Here is a 15199-nt window from a genome sequence, read left to right on the forward strand (position 1 = left end):
CACCATGCACGCCGACACGAACAGCAACAACCTGACGCCCGACGCGGTGCTGGCGGTATTGCAGACCTGTGTCGGCGAGGCCCACGGCGCCACCGCGGAGCAGCTGGTGAACGCCATCACCGGGCGGCGCAGCGAAGCGGACCAGCGGCGGCTGCGCAAGGTCATCGAGGCCCTGCGCACCGCCGGGCACCGCATCTGCGCCCACCCGGCGCGCGGCTACTACATGGCCGCCACCGACGACGAACTCACCCGCGCGTGCAGCTTCCTGCGCGAGCGGGCCATGACCTCCCTCCGCCAGGAGTCCGCGATGAAGCGCGTCTCCCTGCCGGACCTGATCGGGCAGCTGGGGCTGTCCCTGGAGACCACATCATGAGCAACGCTTTGAAGACCCTTCGTGCGGCGATCGAACTGCGTTTGCGCCGGCACAGCAACCTCACCGTGCAGTCGATGAAGAAGGCCTCGGCCTGCATCGCGCACCTGCAGCTGCACGGCTGCATCGTGCAGCGGGTCACCGTGCAGCTCGACCACGTCACGGTCGAGATCGACCAGCCCGGCGCGTGGCTGCGCGGCTCCATCCACATTACCCGCGTGAACGGCCGCTACCGGGAGATCGTGCGCGTCGCGGCCGTACTGGGCTGTCAGGTGCAGTGGATCGAGCGCGAAGCCCACGTACTGCTGCAGAGGGAGGGCTGAGCCATGTGGATCACGTTCGAGGATCACGGCCAGGACTTCCTCACCTGGCAACTCAACAATAACGGCATCGTCGTGGATTGCGCGCCCTTCCAAGCCTGGGTTTGGACTGGCGTCCAGGTAATCGACCACGCATCGCTGAAGGTCGGTGACGTCGTGCGATTCCATCGGCCGGGCGGGCATGTCAACACAATGCGCTACCCGGTGGCGCAGGTCGAACCCGGCATGTCTGTTGATGCGTTCAACGATACCCATGCCGTCGGTACCGCCTGCCGTTACTACCCCATCGCCGGAGATCCCCAACACGTCAAGACGAAGACGCGTTCGGAAGCCTGGGCGTTAGGCCACGGCGCAGTCGTGGTGAACGTGGAAGGCAGGACCGGCGGCGTCGACATCAACCACCTGGTCATGGAGGGTCAGCCGTGAACCTTACCAACGCCATCCGCAAGGCGCTCAAGGATGCCGGCGCGCCGCTCACCCTGGACGAGCTGATAGAGCAGCTGCCCGAGGGCGCCGAGCGCGGCACCGTCGTCGCGCGCTGCCGCACGCTCAAGCATGCCGGCGAAATCAGCAGCTCGGTCGAGGACGGCAAGGTCGCTTACGCCTGGGCAGGCGGGCAGCGGCAGAGTGATCGCCCGCAAACCCTGACCGACCGCATCCGCGAGATCCTGGCCAGCGCCACCCAGCCGATGACCGCGGCCGCGGTTTGCCAGGCGCTGCCCGACGACAAGGACGAGAGCATCCAGGCGTTGCTCAGCCAGCGCGCCCGCGCCGGTGATTTCGCCACGGTGTCGGCCGGTGGCCGCAAGCTGGCCTATTGCCTGGCCGGCGGCGGCGTGTCGATGACGGTCAACGTGGGCAACGTCACCACCCAGGCTCCCGCGCCCGCTGCGGCGACACCGGCGCCGCCGCCTGTGCCGGCCAGGCCAGCGGCCAAGGCTTCGCCACTGGCGCCGGCGCAGCCGGATCTGCTGGCGCGGCTCGATGACGCCGTGGCCATCGCCAAAGCAGCGCGCGATGCATACGTCGAGTCCGTCGTGAACCAGGACGTCTACGTCTGGCTGCAGGCCGCCGTGCGCACCGCTCGCGCTGCGCGAGACGCCTTCACGGCGGGTGCGAAATGAACGGCCGCGACACCACCCTCCCGCCGCCGCTCGCCGCCGCGCAGCGCCTGCCCATCGACACCGACGACGAGCTGCCGCCCTGGCTGGGCCAGCGCATGCGCGACACCACCCACCACATCCACCGCGCCGCCGCCGAGGCGGCGCTCGATGCCGAGGAAGCCACACCATGACCGACACCACCATCCCGCCCGGCCACTGGCGCGACGCCAAGGGCCGCCTGGTGCCCGAGGCGCAGATCAAGCCCATCGACCGCGCCCGCGACGAGCTTGTGCGCGAGCTGTTCGCCGAGGCCGAGGCCGTGCACAAGGTGCTGGCCGCGTTCAAGCTGCGCTCGTTCGCCGACATCGAGGCGTTCGTGGATCTCAGCGCCGAGCAGTACGGCGTGAACCTGGGCGGCAACAAGGGCAACGTGCAGCTGCTCAGCTTCGACGGCAGCCTGCGCATCCAGCGCGCCATCGCCGAGCGCATCGTGTTTGACGAACGCCTGCAGGCGGCGAAGGCGCTGATCGACGAGTGCCTCACCGAGTGGACCGTCGACGCCCGGCCGGAGATCGCCCTGCTGGTGCAGGACGCGTTCCGCGTCGACGCCACCGGCAACATCCGCACCGGCAACGTGCTGGCGCTCAAGCGCCTGCAGATCGAGGACAAGCGCTGGGTGCGCGCGATGGAGGCCATCGGCGACGCGGTGCAAGTGGTCGGCAGCAAGAGCTACGTGCGCTTCCACAAGCGCGACGCCAACGGCTGCTACCAGGCGTTCAGCCTCGACCTGTCGGGGGTGTGACATGGAGCAGCGCACCGACATGATGCTGCAGGTCAACACCGCCGGCGCCTGGCGCAACGTGCTGACGTTCGAGCCGGCGCAGCGCGAGACGATCGTCGCCGCGCTGGCGCCGCTGGCCCGGCTGCTGGGCGAAGGCACCACCTGGTGCATCCACGGCCCGGACGGCAAGCGCCAGTGGCTGCACGCCGAGGACTTCGCCGCCCCGTGCCAGCAAGACGGGAGGGTGGATGAGGGGATGGTGGATCGCTACCTCGCTGCGCAGAAGGAAACTATCTGCAGGCTCGATCGCCAATGGGGTACGTACGCTGGCGGTTCAAACTTCGTGCGCGAGGCATGCAAGGCTGGACTGGAAGCCGCCATCGCGCAGAACGCGAAGGGGGAGGCGGTCGGATACGTAACTGATGAGACTGGCGGCCCATTCGCTCGTTTCACCGAGGCCGGACACCGCCTTGCTCCGGGCACACCGCTCTATTCCCACGCCGAGCGCGCGGGGGTGCCGGAGGCTAAGCCCGCACGCTGTCCCGCGCACGTAGTTCACCCGAAATCTTCGGCGCCAGGGCCGCGTAACCCGCCACTTTGGTGCTGTCTCCCAGAAGGCCACGACGGCCCGCACCGGCATAACGGCGGTGGCATGTACCCGTCCATTCCATTCCGCGAGACCGACGAAGTTTCCATGCTCGCCGCCGCCCCGTCCCGCCCCGCCGAGGACTTCGCCGCGCGCGACTGGCATCCCGTCACTGCCACGGAGCCCGTGCCGCTGCAGGACGTGATGGTCAGCACCTACTTCGAGGGCGATGCGGACGCCATGACCTACATGGCCTACCGCCGCCACGACGGCAGCTTCGTCATCGCCGGCACCGACAGCGAGCGGGTGCTCGGCGTCTACGCCTGGCGCGAGCTGGGCGACGACGTGCCGGCGCCGCTGGCGATGCGGGAGAAGGCGGCATGAAGATCTGCTACGAATTGGAAACGCCGTGGCCGACCGACGTGAAAAACCCGGTCGGCTACGAAGCGATCGTCTGGTTCAAGCGCGGCGAAATCCCCTTTGTCCCCGTCGCCGGCATGCACATCGACAGCGGCGACGGCGACCTGCGCAAAGTGCTGGAGGTCTATTGGTGCGCCGATGCGCCGGATGAGGTCGCGGTCTACCTCGAAGATGACATGGCGCGCGAGCTGGGCTACTGGCAGCGCGGTGGCTGGCAATCCAATGATCTGCCGAAACCTCCGGCCCGGAAGCGCGCGCCATGAAGGCCGGCCTCCTGTTCCGCCCTGGAAGTCTCTGGATCGGCGCCCACTGGTCGCCGCGGCACCGTCGCTGGTGCATCAACCTGGTGCCCTGCGTGACGCTGTGGATCACGCTGGCGGGAGGCGATACGCCATGACCCGCCGCCCGCCCGGTCGCCGCCCGCAGCCACGCCAGCGCGCCATGCGCTTTGCGCTGTGGGCGCGTGCGCAGCCGACGGTGCCGACGCCAGTACAGATCGCCGACTTCCTGGCCATCAGCCTGCCGGAGGCTCGCAAGTGGCGCGCGGCCTGGCTCGAAGTGGTCAGCCCAACCACCGCCGGGTGCACCTATGCCGACCGACGCTAAAGCCCGCAACCAGCGCAACAAGCAGCTCGCCGCCATCCACGTGCTGGCCAGCAAGCGGCTGCACCTGGACCGCGACACCTACGTGGCGCTGCTGCAGCGCGTGGGCAACGTGCGCAGCTCGGCCGACCTTGACCAGCGTGGCCGCGCCAGGGTGCTCGACGAGCTGCGCCGGCTGGCCGGCGAGGGCGAGCGGCAGATGCGCAACGCGGTGAACCTGCCCGACGCGCCGCAGAACGTGCGCGAGGAAATCGCCGGCATGGTAGCCAAGGTGGGCGCGCTGCTGGCCGAGGGCGGCAAGAGCTGGAACTACGCGCACGGCACGGCGCGGCGGATGTTCAAGGTGCAGCGCGTGGAATGGCTGCGCGCCGACCAGCTGCACAAGCTGGTGGCGGCGCTGAGCTACGCGCAGAAACGGCAACGCAAGGGACCCAAGGCATGAGCATCTTCCATCCGCTGACGCGCGAGCAGATCCGCGCGGAATTCACCCACTACGGCTGGTTCGCCTTTTGCCCGGTGTACCTGGGCGACGACGGCCCGGACTGCGTGAAGGTGTGCGAACGCAACGGCATCCCGGCATGGGTCTACAACGCCGCCGAGGCTGTCATGGCGCTGGCCATCTTCCTGCTCTGCGCCATCGACCACGACTACGAGCCGGAGTGGGGCTTCATCATTACAGGGGAAATCGAGCATGCGTGACGAACAGGGGAAGACGACGGGCGACATGAGCGACGCACTCCGGGCCGGGTTCAATCGCGGCGCCGCGGCATCCACGTCGATCATCAAGGACATCCATGCGCACGCGGGCAAGGACGCGGACTATTGGTTCGGTTACCTGGCCACGCACATCGGAGGTCTGATGGGCGCCGGCGCCGCCACGCTCGGCCACGACCGGGCACGCGAGCTGTGGAAGGAAATCGGGAACACGGTGGAGACGGGCCTGGCCATGATCGAGTCCGGCGTCGGCACGCGGGTGAACTGATGCACGTCACTTGCCCCACCTGCAACGAATCGTTCCCGATCGTCGCCGGCTTCCTGGAGCCGGACGGCAAGCGCTTCGGCATGCTGCTGGCCGGCATGGACCCGGTGCTGGGCCGTGCGGTCGTCGAGTATCTGGCACTGTTCACGCCCGGCAAGCAGAAGCTGCGCCTGGTGCGCGCGGTGAAGCTGGTCACCGCGCTCGATGCGCTGGTGCGCGAGGGCAGCGTGTGCCGCGACGAGCGCGGCGGCGTGCGCCGCCCGGCCACGCCGGCGCAGTGGGCCGTTGGCATCGAGCAGATGCTGGAGCAGCGCGGCAAGCTCACCCTGCCGCTGGCCAACCACCACTACCTGCGCGCCATCGTGTACGGCCTCGCCGACCAGGCCGACGCCGCCGCCGAGCGCCAGCGCGAGGCGGACAAGAAGGCCGGTCGCCACCTGGCCAGCGGCAATGCGGACGCGAGCGCCGCTGCCGCACGCCTGGCGCGCGTGGAGAAGATCGGCCGCATCCAGGCGGATCGGCAGCTGGGCCTGCTCACGCCGGCCGAGGCGGACAAGCGCCTGGCCGAGCTGGGCGTGAGGCGGGCGCCATGAGCCGCGAGCTGTTCCCCGACGCGCCCACCGACGCCGAGCTGGCGGGCATCGAGGCGCCCAGCGACCGCTGGCCCAGCGTGCTGGCCGAGCTAGTCGACGTGCTGCGCACCACCTTTCGCCGACGCGGCCGTGATGAGGCCGCCGCCATCGCCGAGGCACAGCAGGCGGTGCTGGCCATCGGCCAGTACCTGGGCGGCCGGCAGATCTACCTGCCCACCGGCGAGAGCCTGCAAACGGCCCTGCGCGATCGCCGCCTGTACCTGGAATACAACGGCCGCAACAAGGGCGAGCTGGCGCAGCGCTTCGGCATCACCGAGCGCCGCGTGGAGCAGATCGCGGCCGAGCAGCGCGCGGTGTACATTCGACGCATCCAGCCGGATTTCTTCCGGCCATCCGACAACGAGCAAGGGGACGAGTCATGAGATTCGAGATTGAAAGAACGATAGATAGCAAAGGTGAGCCGCAGCTCCGGTTTCGTGGCGAAGTCACTATGCGTGACATTGCAATCCTTGACCTTGATGCAATGGGTGCTGGGCTGCTGGAGAATTTGGAGGATGACACTGTAACGGCTGCCGATTACCTGCTTGCTCTCGAAATGCTGTACCGGCGATATGTCGAGCAGCATCCTAGTAAGGGACTACTGCCGACGGCGCGGCTCCCGCCTTGATCTGACCACCCGCCGCCGCTACCGTGTACCCACCCCAGCCCCGCCATTGCGCGGGGCTTTTTGTTGGGCGAAGCGTTTCGCCCACGCTCCCCCTGCTGACTCCCCGATCCTGACGCCACGGCGCGTTAATCCCCTTGGCGCGCCGTACGCCGGCGGGGCTGTTCCCCTGCAGCTCCGCCGGCACCTATCCAGGAGCGCGGGCATGTCGGGATTCAAAGAGCGTTTGAGCGGCGCTTACACGCGCTTTGCAGCGGTGGTGGACGACCTGGGCCGCATGGCCTTGTGGGCGCTGCTGTCGCTGCTGCTGCTGGTGGTGATCGCGTGGTTCCTGAACCCCGCGAAGGTCGGCAGCTACCTGTGGATCATCAGCAAGCTCAGCCTGGCCGCGGTGCTGGGCTACGGCTTCGACCGCGCGGCCTCGCCGGAGGCCCGGCCCAGCCAGGTCGACGGCATCGAGCGCGCGATGGCGCAGACGCGCCGCGCCACGCTGATGGCGGCGGCGATCGTGGCGGCGGGGCTGATGCCATGAACTGGTTCCTGTTCGCCATCGGGGTGGGGTTCATCGCGCGGGGGTCGTGGTTGATCCCCAGCTACGCCAGCGATGCGCGGTCGTCGCTGGCGCCTTACCGTGCGTTGCGCGGTGCGCTCTACATGCTGTTCGGCATCGGCGTGGTGCTCGGTGCGGCGGGCGTGTCTTTTGTCGCGGTGGTCAGCCCATGATCGGCGCCCTCCTGCTCCTGCTGCTGGGCATCGCGGTGCTGTGGGACGCCACCGGGCGGCGCATGGTGGGCTTCCTGCCGCCGCCGCGCTGGCAGACGCCGGTCGGCATCGTCATGTGCATCGCCGGGCTGATCCTGCTGGCCACGGTGGCCACGGTGGCCAGCGCTGCGCCCGCTCAGCCTGCGCCGGCGCAGTCGCGCGTGGCGGTGCCCGAGGTCAGCGCCATGTACCGCCGCTGGATCGAGCAGGCGGTGGCCGAGGAGTGGGGTGTGGAAGGCTCGCCCGCGCGGCTGGCCGCGCAGATCCACCAGGAGTCCAGCTGGAACCCGAAGGCGCGCAGCGCGGTCGGCGCCGAAGGGCTGGCGCAGTTCATGCCGGGCACCGCGCGCTGGATCAGCCAGACCTACCCCGACCAGCTCGGCCGGTTCGACCCCTGGGACCCGCAGCAGGCCGCGCTGGCCGCGGCGGTGTACGACGCGCACCTGGTGCGCCGCAACCCCGGCGCGTCGCAGTGCTCCAGCTGGGCGTTCGGCTTGTCGGCCTACAACGGCGGCGAGCTGCGCCTGCGGCAGGAGCAGGCCCTGGCCGAACAGCGCGGCGGCGACCCGCGCGTGTGGTTCGGCAACGTGGCCGAGCAGCGCTCGCGCAGCGAGGGCGCCTGGCGCGAGAACCGCGGCTACGTGCGCCGCATCCTGCTGGTGCTGGAGCCTGCGTACCTTGACGCCGGCTGGGCCGGCAAGGCGGTGTGCGCATGAGGCCCGTCTATATCCTGCTGGCGCTGCTGGCGCTGGCCGGCGCGCTGGAGTGGCACGGCCACCACCGCGGCTACGACGCCGGCGTGGCCGCCACCGAGAAGGCCGCGCAGAAGAAGGTCGACACCGCGGCCGGCGAGCGCGACCTGGCCGTCGCCGAGCGCGACGCCACCCGGCAAACGCTGGACAACGTGCAGCGCTTGCTGACCGCGCAGAGGCGCGAGCTGCAGATCGCGCGGTACTTCGCTGACGCGTCGATGGCCGAGGCCGCCACCCTGCGCAAGAAACTGGCCGCCGCCACGGCCATCCGTGTCACCACCCTAAGGAAAGCCGCCCATGATTCGCCCGCCTGCGCGGACCTGGCTCGCCTGCCTGTGTGCCCTGCCGTTGCTGAGCGGCTGTGGGGCGCACCGGCCGGTGAAGCCGACGCCCGTCATTGAGGTGCCGGTGCCGGCCTACCGGCCGCTGGACCGCCCGCTGACCGACCCGCTCGCCGAGCCGGACGCGCCGGCCGCACGCTGTCAGATGGATGGCGCGCCGGCCGTGTGCGCGCTCGACGGACTGGTGCAGGTCGAGGCATGGCGCGGCGTGCTGCAGCGTTGCAACGCCGACCGTGCGACCGCGGCCAAGGTCAGCGCGGGGCCGCCGCCGTGACCGCGTTCGAGAAGGCGGTGGAGGCGTTGATCCGCGAATGGCGCGGCCAGTCGGTCGAGCAGCACGGCGTGGCCCGCCGCGTCGCCGGCGCCGAGCGCTCGGCCGCCACCGCCCACGCCAACACCAAGGGCGCCTGCGCCGACGCCTTGCGCCGGCTGTGCTGGCAGCACGGCGTGGGCATCGACCCCGCCGCCGAAAAAACACCCGGAGCCAAGCGTTGAGCGATGACATCGACCGCGCGCAAGAGAGCGACGCCCAGGACCGCGCCCGCGCCGAAGCGGCCGCCCTGCGGCGCATCGCCGAGGCGCATGCACCCCGCAACACCAGCGTGGACGGTCTGTGCATCGACTGCGCTGAGCCGATCGAACCGGCGCGCCTGGCCGCGCTGGACCACAAGACCAGCCGCTGCGTCAGCTGCGCAGCCGACTTCGAGCACCGCATGAAAGGCTACCGCCGATGAACGAGACCATTGCCGCCGTGATCATCGCGCTGCTGCTGATCAACCTGATCGGCCTGCTGGTGATCGGCAGCCGCGTCAGCCGCCAGAGCAACGACGCCAGCGACCTGGACAAGCGGCTCACCCGGCTGGAGGCGCGAGTGGAGAACCTGCCCACGCACCGCGACCTGGCCGCCATGTCCACCGGCATCAACGACACCGCCGAGGCCGTGGCGGCGCTCAGCGGCCAGACGCAAGCCATGACGCAGATGCTGCGCACCATTCAGGAGCACCTGCTGGAGAACGACCGATGAGCAAGACCTTCATTGACCGCCTGCGCGAAGACCGCCGCCTGGTGCTGCTGCGCCTGCTCAGCGAGCAGCCCGGCTACCGCGCCAACAGCAGCAACCTGCATGCCGGCCTGTACGCGCTGGGCATTGCCGCCACCCGCGACGACGTGACCACCGACCTGCACTGGCTGCAGGAGCAGTCGCTGGTGCGGCTGGAATCGCTGCCGGAAGTGCCGGACCTGGTGATCGCCAGCATCACCCCGCGCGGCGACGACGTGGTGAAGGGCACGGCCATCGTGCCTGGCGTGCGCCGGCCGGGGCCGCGGTAACCATGCCGCGCGCCTCCACCATCAAGCGCCTGCCCGACGAGCAGCGCCGCTACCTGGAAAAGCTGATCCGCGAGGATCGCCACACCTTGGACGAGATCCTCGCCCTGGTGCGCAAGCGCTACCCCGCGGCCAAGGTGCCCAGCCGCAGCGCGGTGGGCCGCTACAGCCAGCAGGTTGCAGAGCTGGGTAAGCGAATGCGCGAGATCCAGGCGGCAGGCACGGCACTGGTCGCCGAGTTGGGTGAAGACCCACAGGATCGCGCTGGCCAGCTTATGGTCAACGGCCTGACGACGGTCATGACGAGCCTGGTGCTCGATGCTTCCGACGAGGACAAGAAGATCTCGGCGAAGGAGGCTGGCGAGTTGGCGCGCGGCGCCCGAGCCATCATGCAAGCCCGCAAGATGAGCCTGGCCGAGCGGCAGGAGATCGCGCGCGTGGCGCGCGAGCAGCTGCAGGCCGAGCAGGAAGGCAACCTGCAGGAGGTCGCCCGCGCGCAGGGCCTCGGCCCCGAGCAGGTCGAGTTCTGGCGCAAGAAAGTCCTGGGTATCGGCTGATGGCCGACGGCACCCTGCGCCCACTGTCGAGCACCCTGCGCAGCGTCGAGTGGGACGAGCTGCCGGCCAGCGTGCGCGAAGTGCCGGACGGCTTCAACCCGCTGGCCGACGGCGTGCTGATGGCGCACCAGTCGGCGTTCCTGGCCATTCATGCCTCCATCAAGGTGGCATCGAAAGGCCGCCGCACCGGCATCACGTTTGCGGTGGCGCTGGACTGCACGATCAAGGCCGCATCGCGCAAGAGCGCCGGCGGTGACAACGTGTTCTACATCGGCGACACCAAGGAAAAGGGCCTGGAGTTCGTCGGCTATTGCGCCAAGTTCGCGCGCGTGATCGCGCAGGCGCAGGGCACGGGCGTCTCCAGCATCGAGGAGTTCCTGTTCGAGGACCAGGACGAGAACGGGCGTACCCGCAACATCACCTCGTACCGCATCCGTTTCGCCAGCGGCTTCCAGATCACCGCGCTGTCGTCGCGCCCGGCCAACATCCGCGGCCTGCAGGGCGTGGTGGTGATCGACGAGGCGGCGTTCCACCCCGACGTGCAGGGCGTGCTCGACGCGGCCACGGCGCTCCTGATCTGGGGCGGCGAGATCATCATAATCTCCAGCCACAACGGTCGAAGCAACCCGTTCAACCAGCTGATCAAGGACATCGAGGAAGGCCGCTACGGCGAGGACGCCAAGGTGTTCACCGTGACGTTCGACGACGCGGTGGGCAACGGCATCTACGAGCGCGTCTGCATGATGAAGGGCTGGACGCCCAGCGCCGAAGGCAAAGCCAAGTGGTACGCCAAGATCCGCAACGGCTACGGCACGCGCAAGGCCGCGATGCGCGAGGAGCTGGACGCGATCCCGCGCGACGGCAACGGCGTGTGCATCCCCGGCGTGTGGATCGACCAGGCGATGGTGCCGGGCCGCACCGTGCTGCGCCTGGCGCTGGATAGCGACTTCACGGAGAAGTCGCAGAAGGAACGCGAGTCCTATGTCGACGACTGGATCAACCGTTACCTGAAGCCCGAGCTGGCCAAGCTCGACCCGACGTTGCGCCACGTGTTCGCGCAGGACTGGGCTCGTCACCGCGATTTCTCCATCGCCGGTCCTGTGGCGATTAACCAGGACATGCGCCGATCCGTGCCGTTCGTGATCGAAATGAACAACGTGCCGGCACGCCAGCAGGAACAGATCGTCTGGACGATGATCGACCACCTGCCGCGGCGTTGCGGTGGTGCGATGGATGCCACGGGCTCGGGCGAAACCTTCGCCGAATACACCGGCGACAAGTACGGCACCAGCGTGCACCAGATCAAGCTCAGCCGGAACTGGTACGGCACGTGGATGCCCAAGCTGATCCAGGCGCACGAAGACGCCGTGATCGACTATCCAGCGGACGCTGACCTGGGCAACGACGTGCGCGCGATCGAGGAGATCGACGGCATTCCGCAGATCGTGGCGACACGTCGGAAGGATCTGAAAGACCCTGATCTGTATCGGCACGGCGACTTTGCCGTGTTCCTGGTACTGGCATGGTTCGCCACGATCAACCTTTCTGGCGAGATCGCCTGGGAGGCCGTGCCCGCGCGCGTGCGCGGCTTCGATGACGTCGTCGACGATGCGCTGGCCCTCGGCGAAGAGCCGCTCCACTACTCGGGACCGAAAGCATGGTGACCTCGAAAATCCTCGGGCCGGACGGCCAGCCCATCCGCACGGCCGACCTGGCCGAGCCGCAGACCAGCAGGACGCTGCAGCTGCGCAACGAGTACCAGACCCACCCCAGCCGCGGGCTCACGCCGTCGCGCCTGGCCGCCATCCTCGACCGCGCCGAGCAGGGCGACCTGATCGCGCAGTGCGAGCTGTACGAGGACATGGAGGAGAAGGACGGCCACCTGGCCAGCGAAATGCTCAAGCGGCGCGGCGCGATCAAGCAGCTCGATTGGGACATCGTGCCGCCCACCAGCCCGTATGCGGCGGAGAAGGTCGCGGCCGCGAAGCTGAAAGAGCTGCTCGCCGAGATCCCCGATTTCGACGAGATGGTCTTCGACGCCACCGACGCGATCGGCAAGGGCTACTGCTGCCTGGAGATCGAGTGGCACCGCCTCGACGGCAACTGGCTGCCCAAGACCATCACGCACCGGCCGCAGAGCTGGTTCAAGATCCACCGCGGCTACCGCGAGGAGATCCGCCTGCGCGACAGCACGGCCGACGGCGAGCCGCTGCAGCCGTTCGGCTGGATCACCCACACGCACAAGGCCAAGAGCGGCCACCTGGCGCGGGCGGGCATGTTCCGCGTGCTGGTATGGCCGTACCTGTTCAAGAACTACAGCGTCGCCGACCTCGCCGAGTTCCTGGAGATCTACGGCATCCCGCTGCGGCTGGGCAAGTACCCGCCGGGCGCCAGCATCGCCGACAAGGCCACCCTGCTGCGCGCGCTGTCCGAGCTGGGTCACAACGCCGCCGGCATCGTGCCGCAGGGCATGGACCTGCAGTTCGAGGATGCCGCCACCGGCGACCCGGCCGCGTTCCAGGCCATGATCGAGTGGTGCGAGAAGACCCAGAGCAAGGTGATCCTGGGCGGCACGCTCACCAGCCAGGCGGACGGCAAGAGCAGCACCAACGCGCTGGGCATGGTGCACGACGCGGTGCGCAAGGACCTGCGCGACGGCGATGCCAAGCAGGTGGCCGCCACGCTCACCCGCGACCTGATCTACCCGATCGCCGCGCTCAACGGCCTGGCCACCACGCTGCGACGCGCGCCGCGCTTCACGTTCGCGGTGGAGGACGTGGAGGACATGGCCACGTACGCCACCGCGCTGCCGGCCCTGGTCAATGTCGGTTTCAAGATCCCGCGCAAGTGGGCGCAGGAGCGCCTGGGCGTGCCGGAGCCGGAGGCCGACGACACCGATCTGCTGGTGGCCGCGAAGCCGCCGGCGCCGGCCATGCCACCCGCGGCAGATCCCGCGGCGCCACCGCCCGCTACCGCCGCGGCCACCGCGCAACCCGCCACACCGATGGACCCGCCCGCGCGCATGGTCGACCAGCTCGACGCCGGCGTGTCGCCGGCGATCGGCGACTGGCTGGCGCAGATCCGCGCGCTGGCCGGCCGCGTCGATTCGCTCGACGCGCTGCGCGACGGCATCCTGCAGCTGGCGCCGGAGATGAGCCTGGAGCAGTACGCCGAGGCGATGGCGCAGGGCCTGGCGGCCGCCGCGCTGGCCGGGCGCTACGAGATCCTGCAGGAGGCCAGCGGTGGCTAGTGGCGTTGCCTATGGCAGCCTGCCGTTCAAGGAACAGATCGCGTTCTTCCGCGCCAAGAAGAACGTGCTCACCGACGCCTGGACGGATGTGTGGGAGGCCGAGCACGACCACGCCTTCATGGTCGCCGGCGCCAACCGCATCGACCTGCTGGTGGATCTGCGCAGCGCGGTGGACAAGGCCATCGCCGACGGCACCGGGCTGGAAGCGTTCCGCCGCGACTTCGACGCCATCGTGGCCAAGTACGGCTGGGCCTACAACGGCGGCCGCAACTGGCGCACCCGCGTCATCTTCGAGACCAACCTGCGCACCAGCTACGCGGCGGGGCGCTATGCCCAGCTGCAGGCGCTGAAGAAGGTGCGGCCGTTCTGGCGCTACCGGCACAGCGACGCCGTGCAGCACCCGCGGCCGATGCACCTGGCATGGGATGGCCTGGTGTTGCACGCGGACGACCCGTGGTGGGATACGCATTACCCGCCCAACGGCTGGGGCTGCCAGTGCACCGTGGAGGCGCTCAACGCGCGCGACCTGGCGCGGCTGGGCAAGACCGGCCCGGATACCGCGCCGCCGGTGGACATGCAGGAAGTCACCGTGGGCCAGCGCGGGCCGAGCCCGCGCACCGTGCAGACGCCCGCGGGCGTGGACCCCGGCTTCGGCTATGCGCCAGGGCGCAGTGCTTTCGAGCAGGGCCAGCGCGGCACGCCGCCCGTGCCCGTGCCGCCGCCACGCCAGCTGCTGGTCCGCCTCACCCAGGACACGGTGCGCAAGGCCGGCCAGCTGCCCGCACTGGCCGGCGCCGAGCTGCTAGCTCAGCTGATCACCCGCCCGGGCGTTGCCCAGGTGCTCGATGCCACCTTCACCGCCTGGCACCAATGGCTGATCGGCTTGGGCCTGGTGGGCGCCGCCAGCGTGCCGAACAACGACCTGGTCGTGGGCTCGCTCGATGTGGACACCGTGCGGGCGTTGGCCGCGGCCGGCGTGACGCCAGGCAGCGCGCCCATCGGCGCCGGCGATGCCGCCGTGGCCCGCGCATCGAGCGTGACCGTGACCAGCGCGCTGCGCGATGCCGACGCGGTGCTGCTCGATCGCACCAGCGGCCAGCTGTTGTACGTGCATACCGGCGTGGGCGCCGTGGCCACCGTGGTCAAGGTGACGCTGGCGGTGGCGGGCGGGATCAATGCTTATGCCGGCACCGAAAAAGTGCCGGGCGGCAGTCTCGCCGCGCGGGTCGATGCCGGCGAGCTGCAACTGCTCAAGGGTGAGCTGTAATGGCCGGCGCACGCATCGAGCTCGACGTCAACACCGACACCGCCGCCGCGGCGCTGGACTTCGTCAGCGCGCGGCTGAGCCCGGAGGGCCGCAAGCTGCTGCTGTCGGACATCGGCGAGTACCTGCTGCGCAGCACGCGCGACCGCGGCGTCGACCAGGTCGATCCCGACGGCAACCGCTGGCGCGCGCTGGAGCCTTCCTACGCGCGCTGGAAAAAGAAGAAGCGCCCCGGCGTGCCGATCCTCAAGTTCGATAACCACATGCTGGGCGACCAGCTGAGCTGGCAGCTCGACGGCGACGCGGCGGTGTTGGTGGGCACCAACGCGATCTACGGCGCCATCCACCAGTTCGGCAGCCGCGACCCTCACCGCGGCATCCCCGCACGCCCCTGGCTCGGCATCAGCGACCAGGACGCCGACGAGATCGTGCAACTCACCCAGGATCACATCCGCGCCGCCCTTTCCGGGCCGGCCGCCTGACGCGCCCTGTGAGCGCCTCCGGGGCGCCCCGTGGCGGCAAGGGTAT

30 protein-coding genes are annotated in these 15199 nt (G+C 69.5%); all 30 read left to right on the plus strand.

From position 1 onward, the window contains the following. Positions 1–4 precede the first annotated feature (4 nt). The 30 genes from AC1Q5A_RS10920 (at position 5) to AC1Q5A_RS11065 (ending at position 15153) form a co-directional block, all read left to right on the plus strand. The gene (locus AC1Q5A_RS10920; protein ID WP_492700739.1) at positions 5–373 is read left to right on the plus strand and encodes a hypothetical protein; all 369 of its coding nucleotides are present in this window, start codon (positions 5–7) and stop codon (positions 371–373) included. Next, positions 370–693, plus strand: coding sequence for a hypothetical protein (locus tag AC1Q5A_RS10925; protein WP_492700740.1), 324 nt, complete (start codon positions 370–372; stop codon positions 691–693). Before AC1Q5A_RS10920 ends, AC1Q5A_RS10925 begins: the two co-directional genes overlap by 4 nt. A 3-nt stretch (positions 694–696) precedes the next feature. Continuing rightward, positions 697–1116: a hypothetical protein gene (locus AC1Q5A_RS10930; RefSeq protein ID WP_492700741.1), complete on the plus strand. Its 420-nt coding sequence runs from the start codon at positions 697–699 to the stop codon at positions 1114–1116. Next, the gene (locus AC1Q5A_RS10935; protein ID WP_492700742.1) at positions 1113–1814 is read left to right on the plus strand and encodes a hypothetical protein; all 702 of its coding nucleotides are present in this window, start codon (positions 1113–1115) and stop codon (positions 1812–1814) included. The genes AC1Q5A_RS10930 and AC1Q5A_RS10935 overlap by 4 nt, the downstream gene beginning before the upstream one ends. Beyond that, positions 1811–1984 carry a hypothetical protein gene (locus AC1Q5A_RS10940; protein ID WP_492700743.1) on the plus strand — a complete coding sequence of 58 codons (174 nt, stop codon included), beginning with the start codon at positions 1811–1813 and terminating at the stop codon, positions 1982–1984. Before AC1Q5A_RS10935 ends, AC1Q5A_RS10940 begins: the two co-directional genes overlap by 4 nt. After that, positions 1981–2595, plus strand: a complete 615-nt coding sequence (locus AC1Q5A_RS10945) for a DUF3164 family protein (RefSeq protein WP_492700744.1) — start codon at positions 1981–1983, stop codon at positions 2593–2595. Before AC1Q5A_RS10940 ends, AC1Q5A_RS10945 begins: the two co-directional genes overlap by 4 nt. A gap of 1 nt (position 2596) precedes the next feature. Continuing rightward, the gene (locus tag AC1Q5A_RS10950; RefSeq protein ID WP_492700745.1) at positions 2597–3544 is read left to right on the plus strand and encodes a hypothetical protein; all 948 of its coding nucleotides are present in this window, start codon (positions 2597–2599) and stop codon (positions 3542–3544) included. Continuing rightward, a complete protein-coding gene (locus AC1Q5A_RS10955) occupies positions 3541–3843 on the plus strand; it encodes a hypothetical protein (protein WP_492700746.1) in 303 nt (100 codons plus the stop codon). The genes AC1Q5A_RS10950 and AC1Q5A_RS10955 overlap by 4 nt, the downstream gene beginning before the upstream one ends. After that, the gene (locus AC1Q5A_RS10960; RefSeq protein WP_492700747.1) at positions 3840–3977 is read left to right on the plus strand and encodes a hypothetical protein; all 138 of its coding nucleotides are present in this window, start codon (positions 3840–3842) and stop codon (positions 3975–3977) included. The genes AC1Q5A_RS10955 and AC1Q5A_RS10960 overlap by 4 nt, the downstream gene beginning before the upstream one ends. Beyond that, a complete protein-coding gene (locus AC1Q5A_RS10965) occupies positions 3974–4186 on the plus strand; it encodes a hypothetical protein (RefSeq protein WP_492700748.1) in 213 nt (70 codons plus the stop codon). Before AC1Q5A_RS10960 ends, AC1Q5A_RS10965 begins: the two co-directional genes overlap by 4 nt. Further along, complete coding sequence (locus AC1Q5A_RS10970; RefSeq protein ID WP_492700749.1) at positions 4170–4625, plus strand: phage protein GemA/Gp16 family protein; 456 nt, start codon at positions 4170–4172, stop codon at positions 4623–4625. Before AC1Q5A_RS10965 ends, AC1Q5A_RS10970 begins: the two co-directional genes overlap by 17 nt. After that, the gene (locus tag AC1Q5A_RS10975; RefSeq protein ID WP_492700750.1) at positions 4622–4882 is read left to right on the plus strand and encodes a hypothetical protein; all 261 of its coding nucleotides are present in this window, start codon (positions 4622–4624) and stop codon (positions 4880–4882) included. Before AC1Q5A_RS10970 ends, AC1Q5A_RS10975 begins: the two co-directional genes overlap by 4 nt. Further along, entirely contained in the window at positions 4875–5165 is a 291-nt protein-coding gene (locus AC1Q5A_RS10980; protein WP_492700751.1) for a hypothetical protein, read from the plus strand. Before AC1Q5A_RS10975 ends, AC1Q5A_RS10980 begins: the two co-directional genes overlap by 8 nt. Beyond that, positions 5165–5755 carry an HI_1489 N-terminal domain-containing protein gene (locus AC1Q5A_RS10985; protein WP_492700752.1) on the plus strand — a complete coding sequence of 197 codons (591 nt, stop codon included), beginning with the start codon at positions 5165–5167 and terminating at the stop codon, positions 5753–5755. The genes AC1Q5A_RS10980 and AC1Q5A_RS10985 overlap by 1 nt, the downstream gene beginning before the upstream one ends. Beyond that, entirely contained in the window at positions 5752–6177 is a 426-nt protein-coding gene (locus AC1Q5A_RS10990; protein ID WP_492700753.1) for a Mor transcription activator family protein, read from the plus strand. Before AC1Q5A_RS10985 ends, AC1Q5A_RS10990 begins: the two co-directional genes overlap by 4 nt. Beyond that, positions 6174–6422 (plus strand): hypothetical protein, encoded by a 249-nt coding sequence (locus AC1Q5A_RS10995; protein WP_492700754.1) that lies wholly within the window; start codon positions 6174–6176, stop codon positions 6420–6422. Before AC1Q5A_RS10990 ends, AC1Q5A_RS10995 begins: the two co-directional genes overlap by 4 nt. Positions 6423–6624: 202 nt before the next feature. Next, the gene (locus tag AC1Q5A_RS11000) at positions 6625–6951 is read left to right on the plus strand and encodes a putative holin (RefSeq protein ID WP_492700755.1); all 327 of its coding nucleotides are present in this window, start codon (positions 6625–6627) and stop codon (positions 6949–6951) included. Next, positions 6948–7142 (plus strand): hypothetical protein, encoded by a 195-nt coding sequence (locus AC1Q5A_RS11005; RefSeq protein ID WP_492700756.1) that lies wholly within the window; start codon positions 6948–6950, stop codon positions 7140–7142. Before AC1Q5A_RS11000 ends, AC1Q5A_RS11005 begins: the two co-directional genes overlap by 4 nt. Continuing rightward, complete coding sequence (locus AC1Q5A_RS11010) at positions 7139–7897, plus strand: transglycosylase SLT domain-containing protein (RefSeq protein ID WP_492700757.1); 759 nt, start codon at positions 7139–7141, stop codon at positions 7895–7897. The genes AC1Q5A_RS11005 and AC1Q5A_RS11010 overlap by 4 nt, the downstream gene beginning before the upstream one ends. Beyond that, positions 7894–8334: a hypothetical protein gene (locus AC1Q5A_RS11015; RefSeq protein ID WP_492700758.1), complete on the plus strand. Its 441-nt coding sequence runs from the start codon at positions 7894–7896 to the stop codon at positions 8332–8334. The genes AC1Q5A_RS11010 and AC1Q5A_RS11015 overlap by 4 nt, the downstream gene beginning before the upstream one ends. After that, positions 8312–8548: a hypothetical protein gene (locus tag AC1Q5A_RS11020; RefSeq protein WP_492700759.1), complete on the plus strand. Its 237-nt coding sequence runs from the start codon at positions 8312–8314 to the stop codon at positions 8546–8548. Before AC1Q5A_RS11015 ends, AC1Q5A_RS11020 begins: the two co-directional genes overlap by 23 nt. Next, entirely contained in the window at positions 8545–8769 is a 225-nt protein-coding gene (locus tag AC1Q5A_RS11025; RefSeq protein ID WP_492700760.1) for a hypothetical protein, read from the plus strand. Before AC1Q5A_RS11020 ends, AC1Q5A_RS11025 begins: the two co-directional genes overlap by 4 nt. Then, positions 8766–9008 carry a TraR/DksA C4-type zinc finger protein gene (locus tag AC1Q5A_RS11030; RefSeq protein ID WP_492700761.1) on the plus strand — a complete coding sequence of 81 codons (243 nt, stop codon included), beginning with the start codon at positions 8766–8768 and terminating at the stop codon, positions 9006–9008. The genes AC1Q5A_RS11025 and AC1Q5A_RS11030 overlap by 4 nt, the downstream gene beginning before the upstream one ends. Next, positions 9005–9298 carry a DUF2730 family protein gene (locus AC1Q5A_RS11035; protein WP_492700762.1) on the plus strand — a complete coding sequence of 98 codons (294 nt, stop codon included), beginning with the start codon at positions 9005–9007 and terminating at the stop codon, positions 9296–9298. The genes AC1Q5A_RS11030 and AC1Q5A_RS11035 overlap by 4 nt, the downstream gene beginning before the upstream one ends. After that, positions 9295–9603: a VpaChn25_0724 family phage protein gene (locus AC1Q5A_RS11040; RefSeq protein WP_492700763.1), complete on the plus strand. Its 309-nt coding sequence runs from the start codon at positions 9295–9297 to the stop codon at positions 9601–9603. The genes AC1Q5A_RS11035 and AC1Q5A_RS11040 overlap by 4 nt, the downstream gene beginning before the upstream one ends. A gap of 2 nt (positions 9604–9605) precedes the next feature. Beyond that, the gene (locus AC1Q5A_RS11045; protein WP_492700764.1) at positions 9606–10157 is read left to right on the plus strand and encodes a phage protein Gp27 family protein; all 552 of its coding nucleotides are present in this window, start codon (positions 9606–9608) and stop codon (positions 10155–10157) included. Next, complete coding sequence (locus AC1Q5A_RS11050; protein WP_492700765.1) at positions 10157–11821, plus strand: hypothetical protein; 1665 nt, start codon at positions 10157–10159, stop codon at positions 11819–11821. Before AC1Q5A_RS11045 ends, AC1Q5A_RS11050 begins: the two co-directional genes overlap by 1 nt. Further along, positions 11815–13407, plus strand: coding sequence for a DUF935 domain-containing protein (locus AC1Q5A_RS11055; RefSeq protein ID WP_492700766.1), 1593 nt, complete (start codon positions 11815–11817; stop codon positions 13405–13407). The genes AC1Q5A_RS11050 and AC1Q5A_RS11055 overlap by 7 nt, the downstream gene beginning before the upstream one ends. Further along, a complete protein-coding gene (locus AC1Q5A_RS11060) occupies positions 13400–14674 on the plus strand; it encodes a phage head morphogenesis protein (RefSeq protein WP_492700767.1) in 1275 nt (424 codons plus the stop codon). The genes AC1Q5A_RS11055 and AC1Q5A_RS11060 overlap by 8 nt, the downstream gene beginning before the upstream one ends. Then, positions 14674–15153: a phage virion morphogenesis protein gene (locus AC1Q5A_RS11065; RefSeq protein ID WP_492700768.1), complete on the plus strand. Its 480-nt coding sequence runs from the start codon at positions 14674–14676 to the stop codon at positions 15151–15153. Before AC1Q5A_RS11060 ends, AC1Q5A_RS11065 begins: the two co-directional genes overlap by 1 nt. The last annotated feature ends 46 nt before the right edge of the window (positions 15154–15199 follow it).

The organism is Rhodanobacter sp. GW835-FHT13D09 (genome assembly GCF_058793995.1).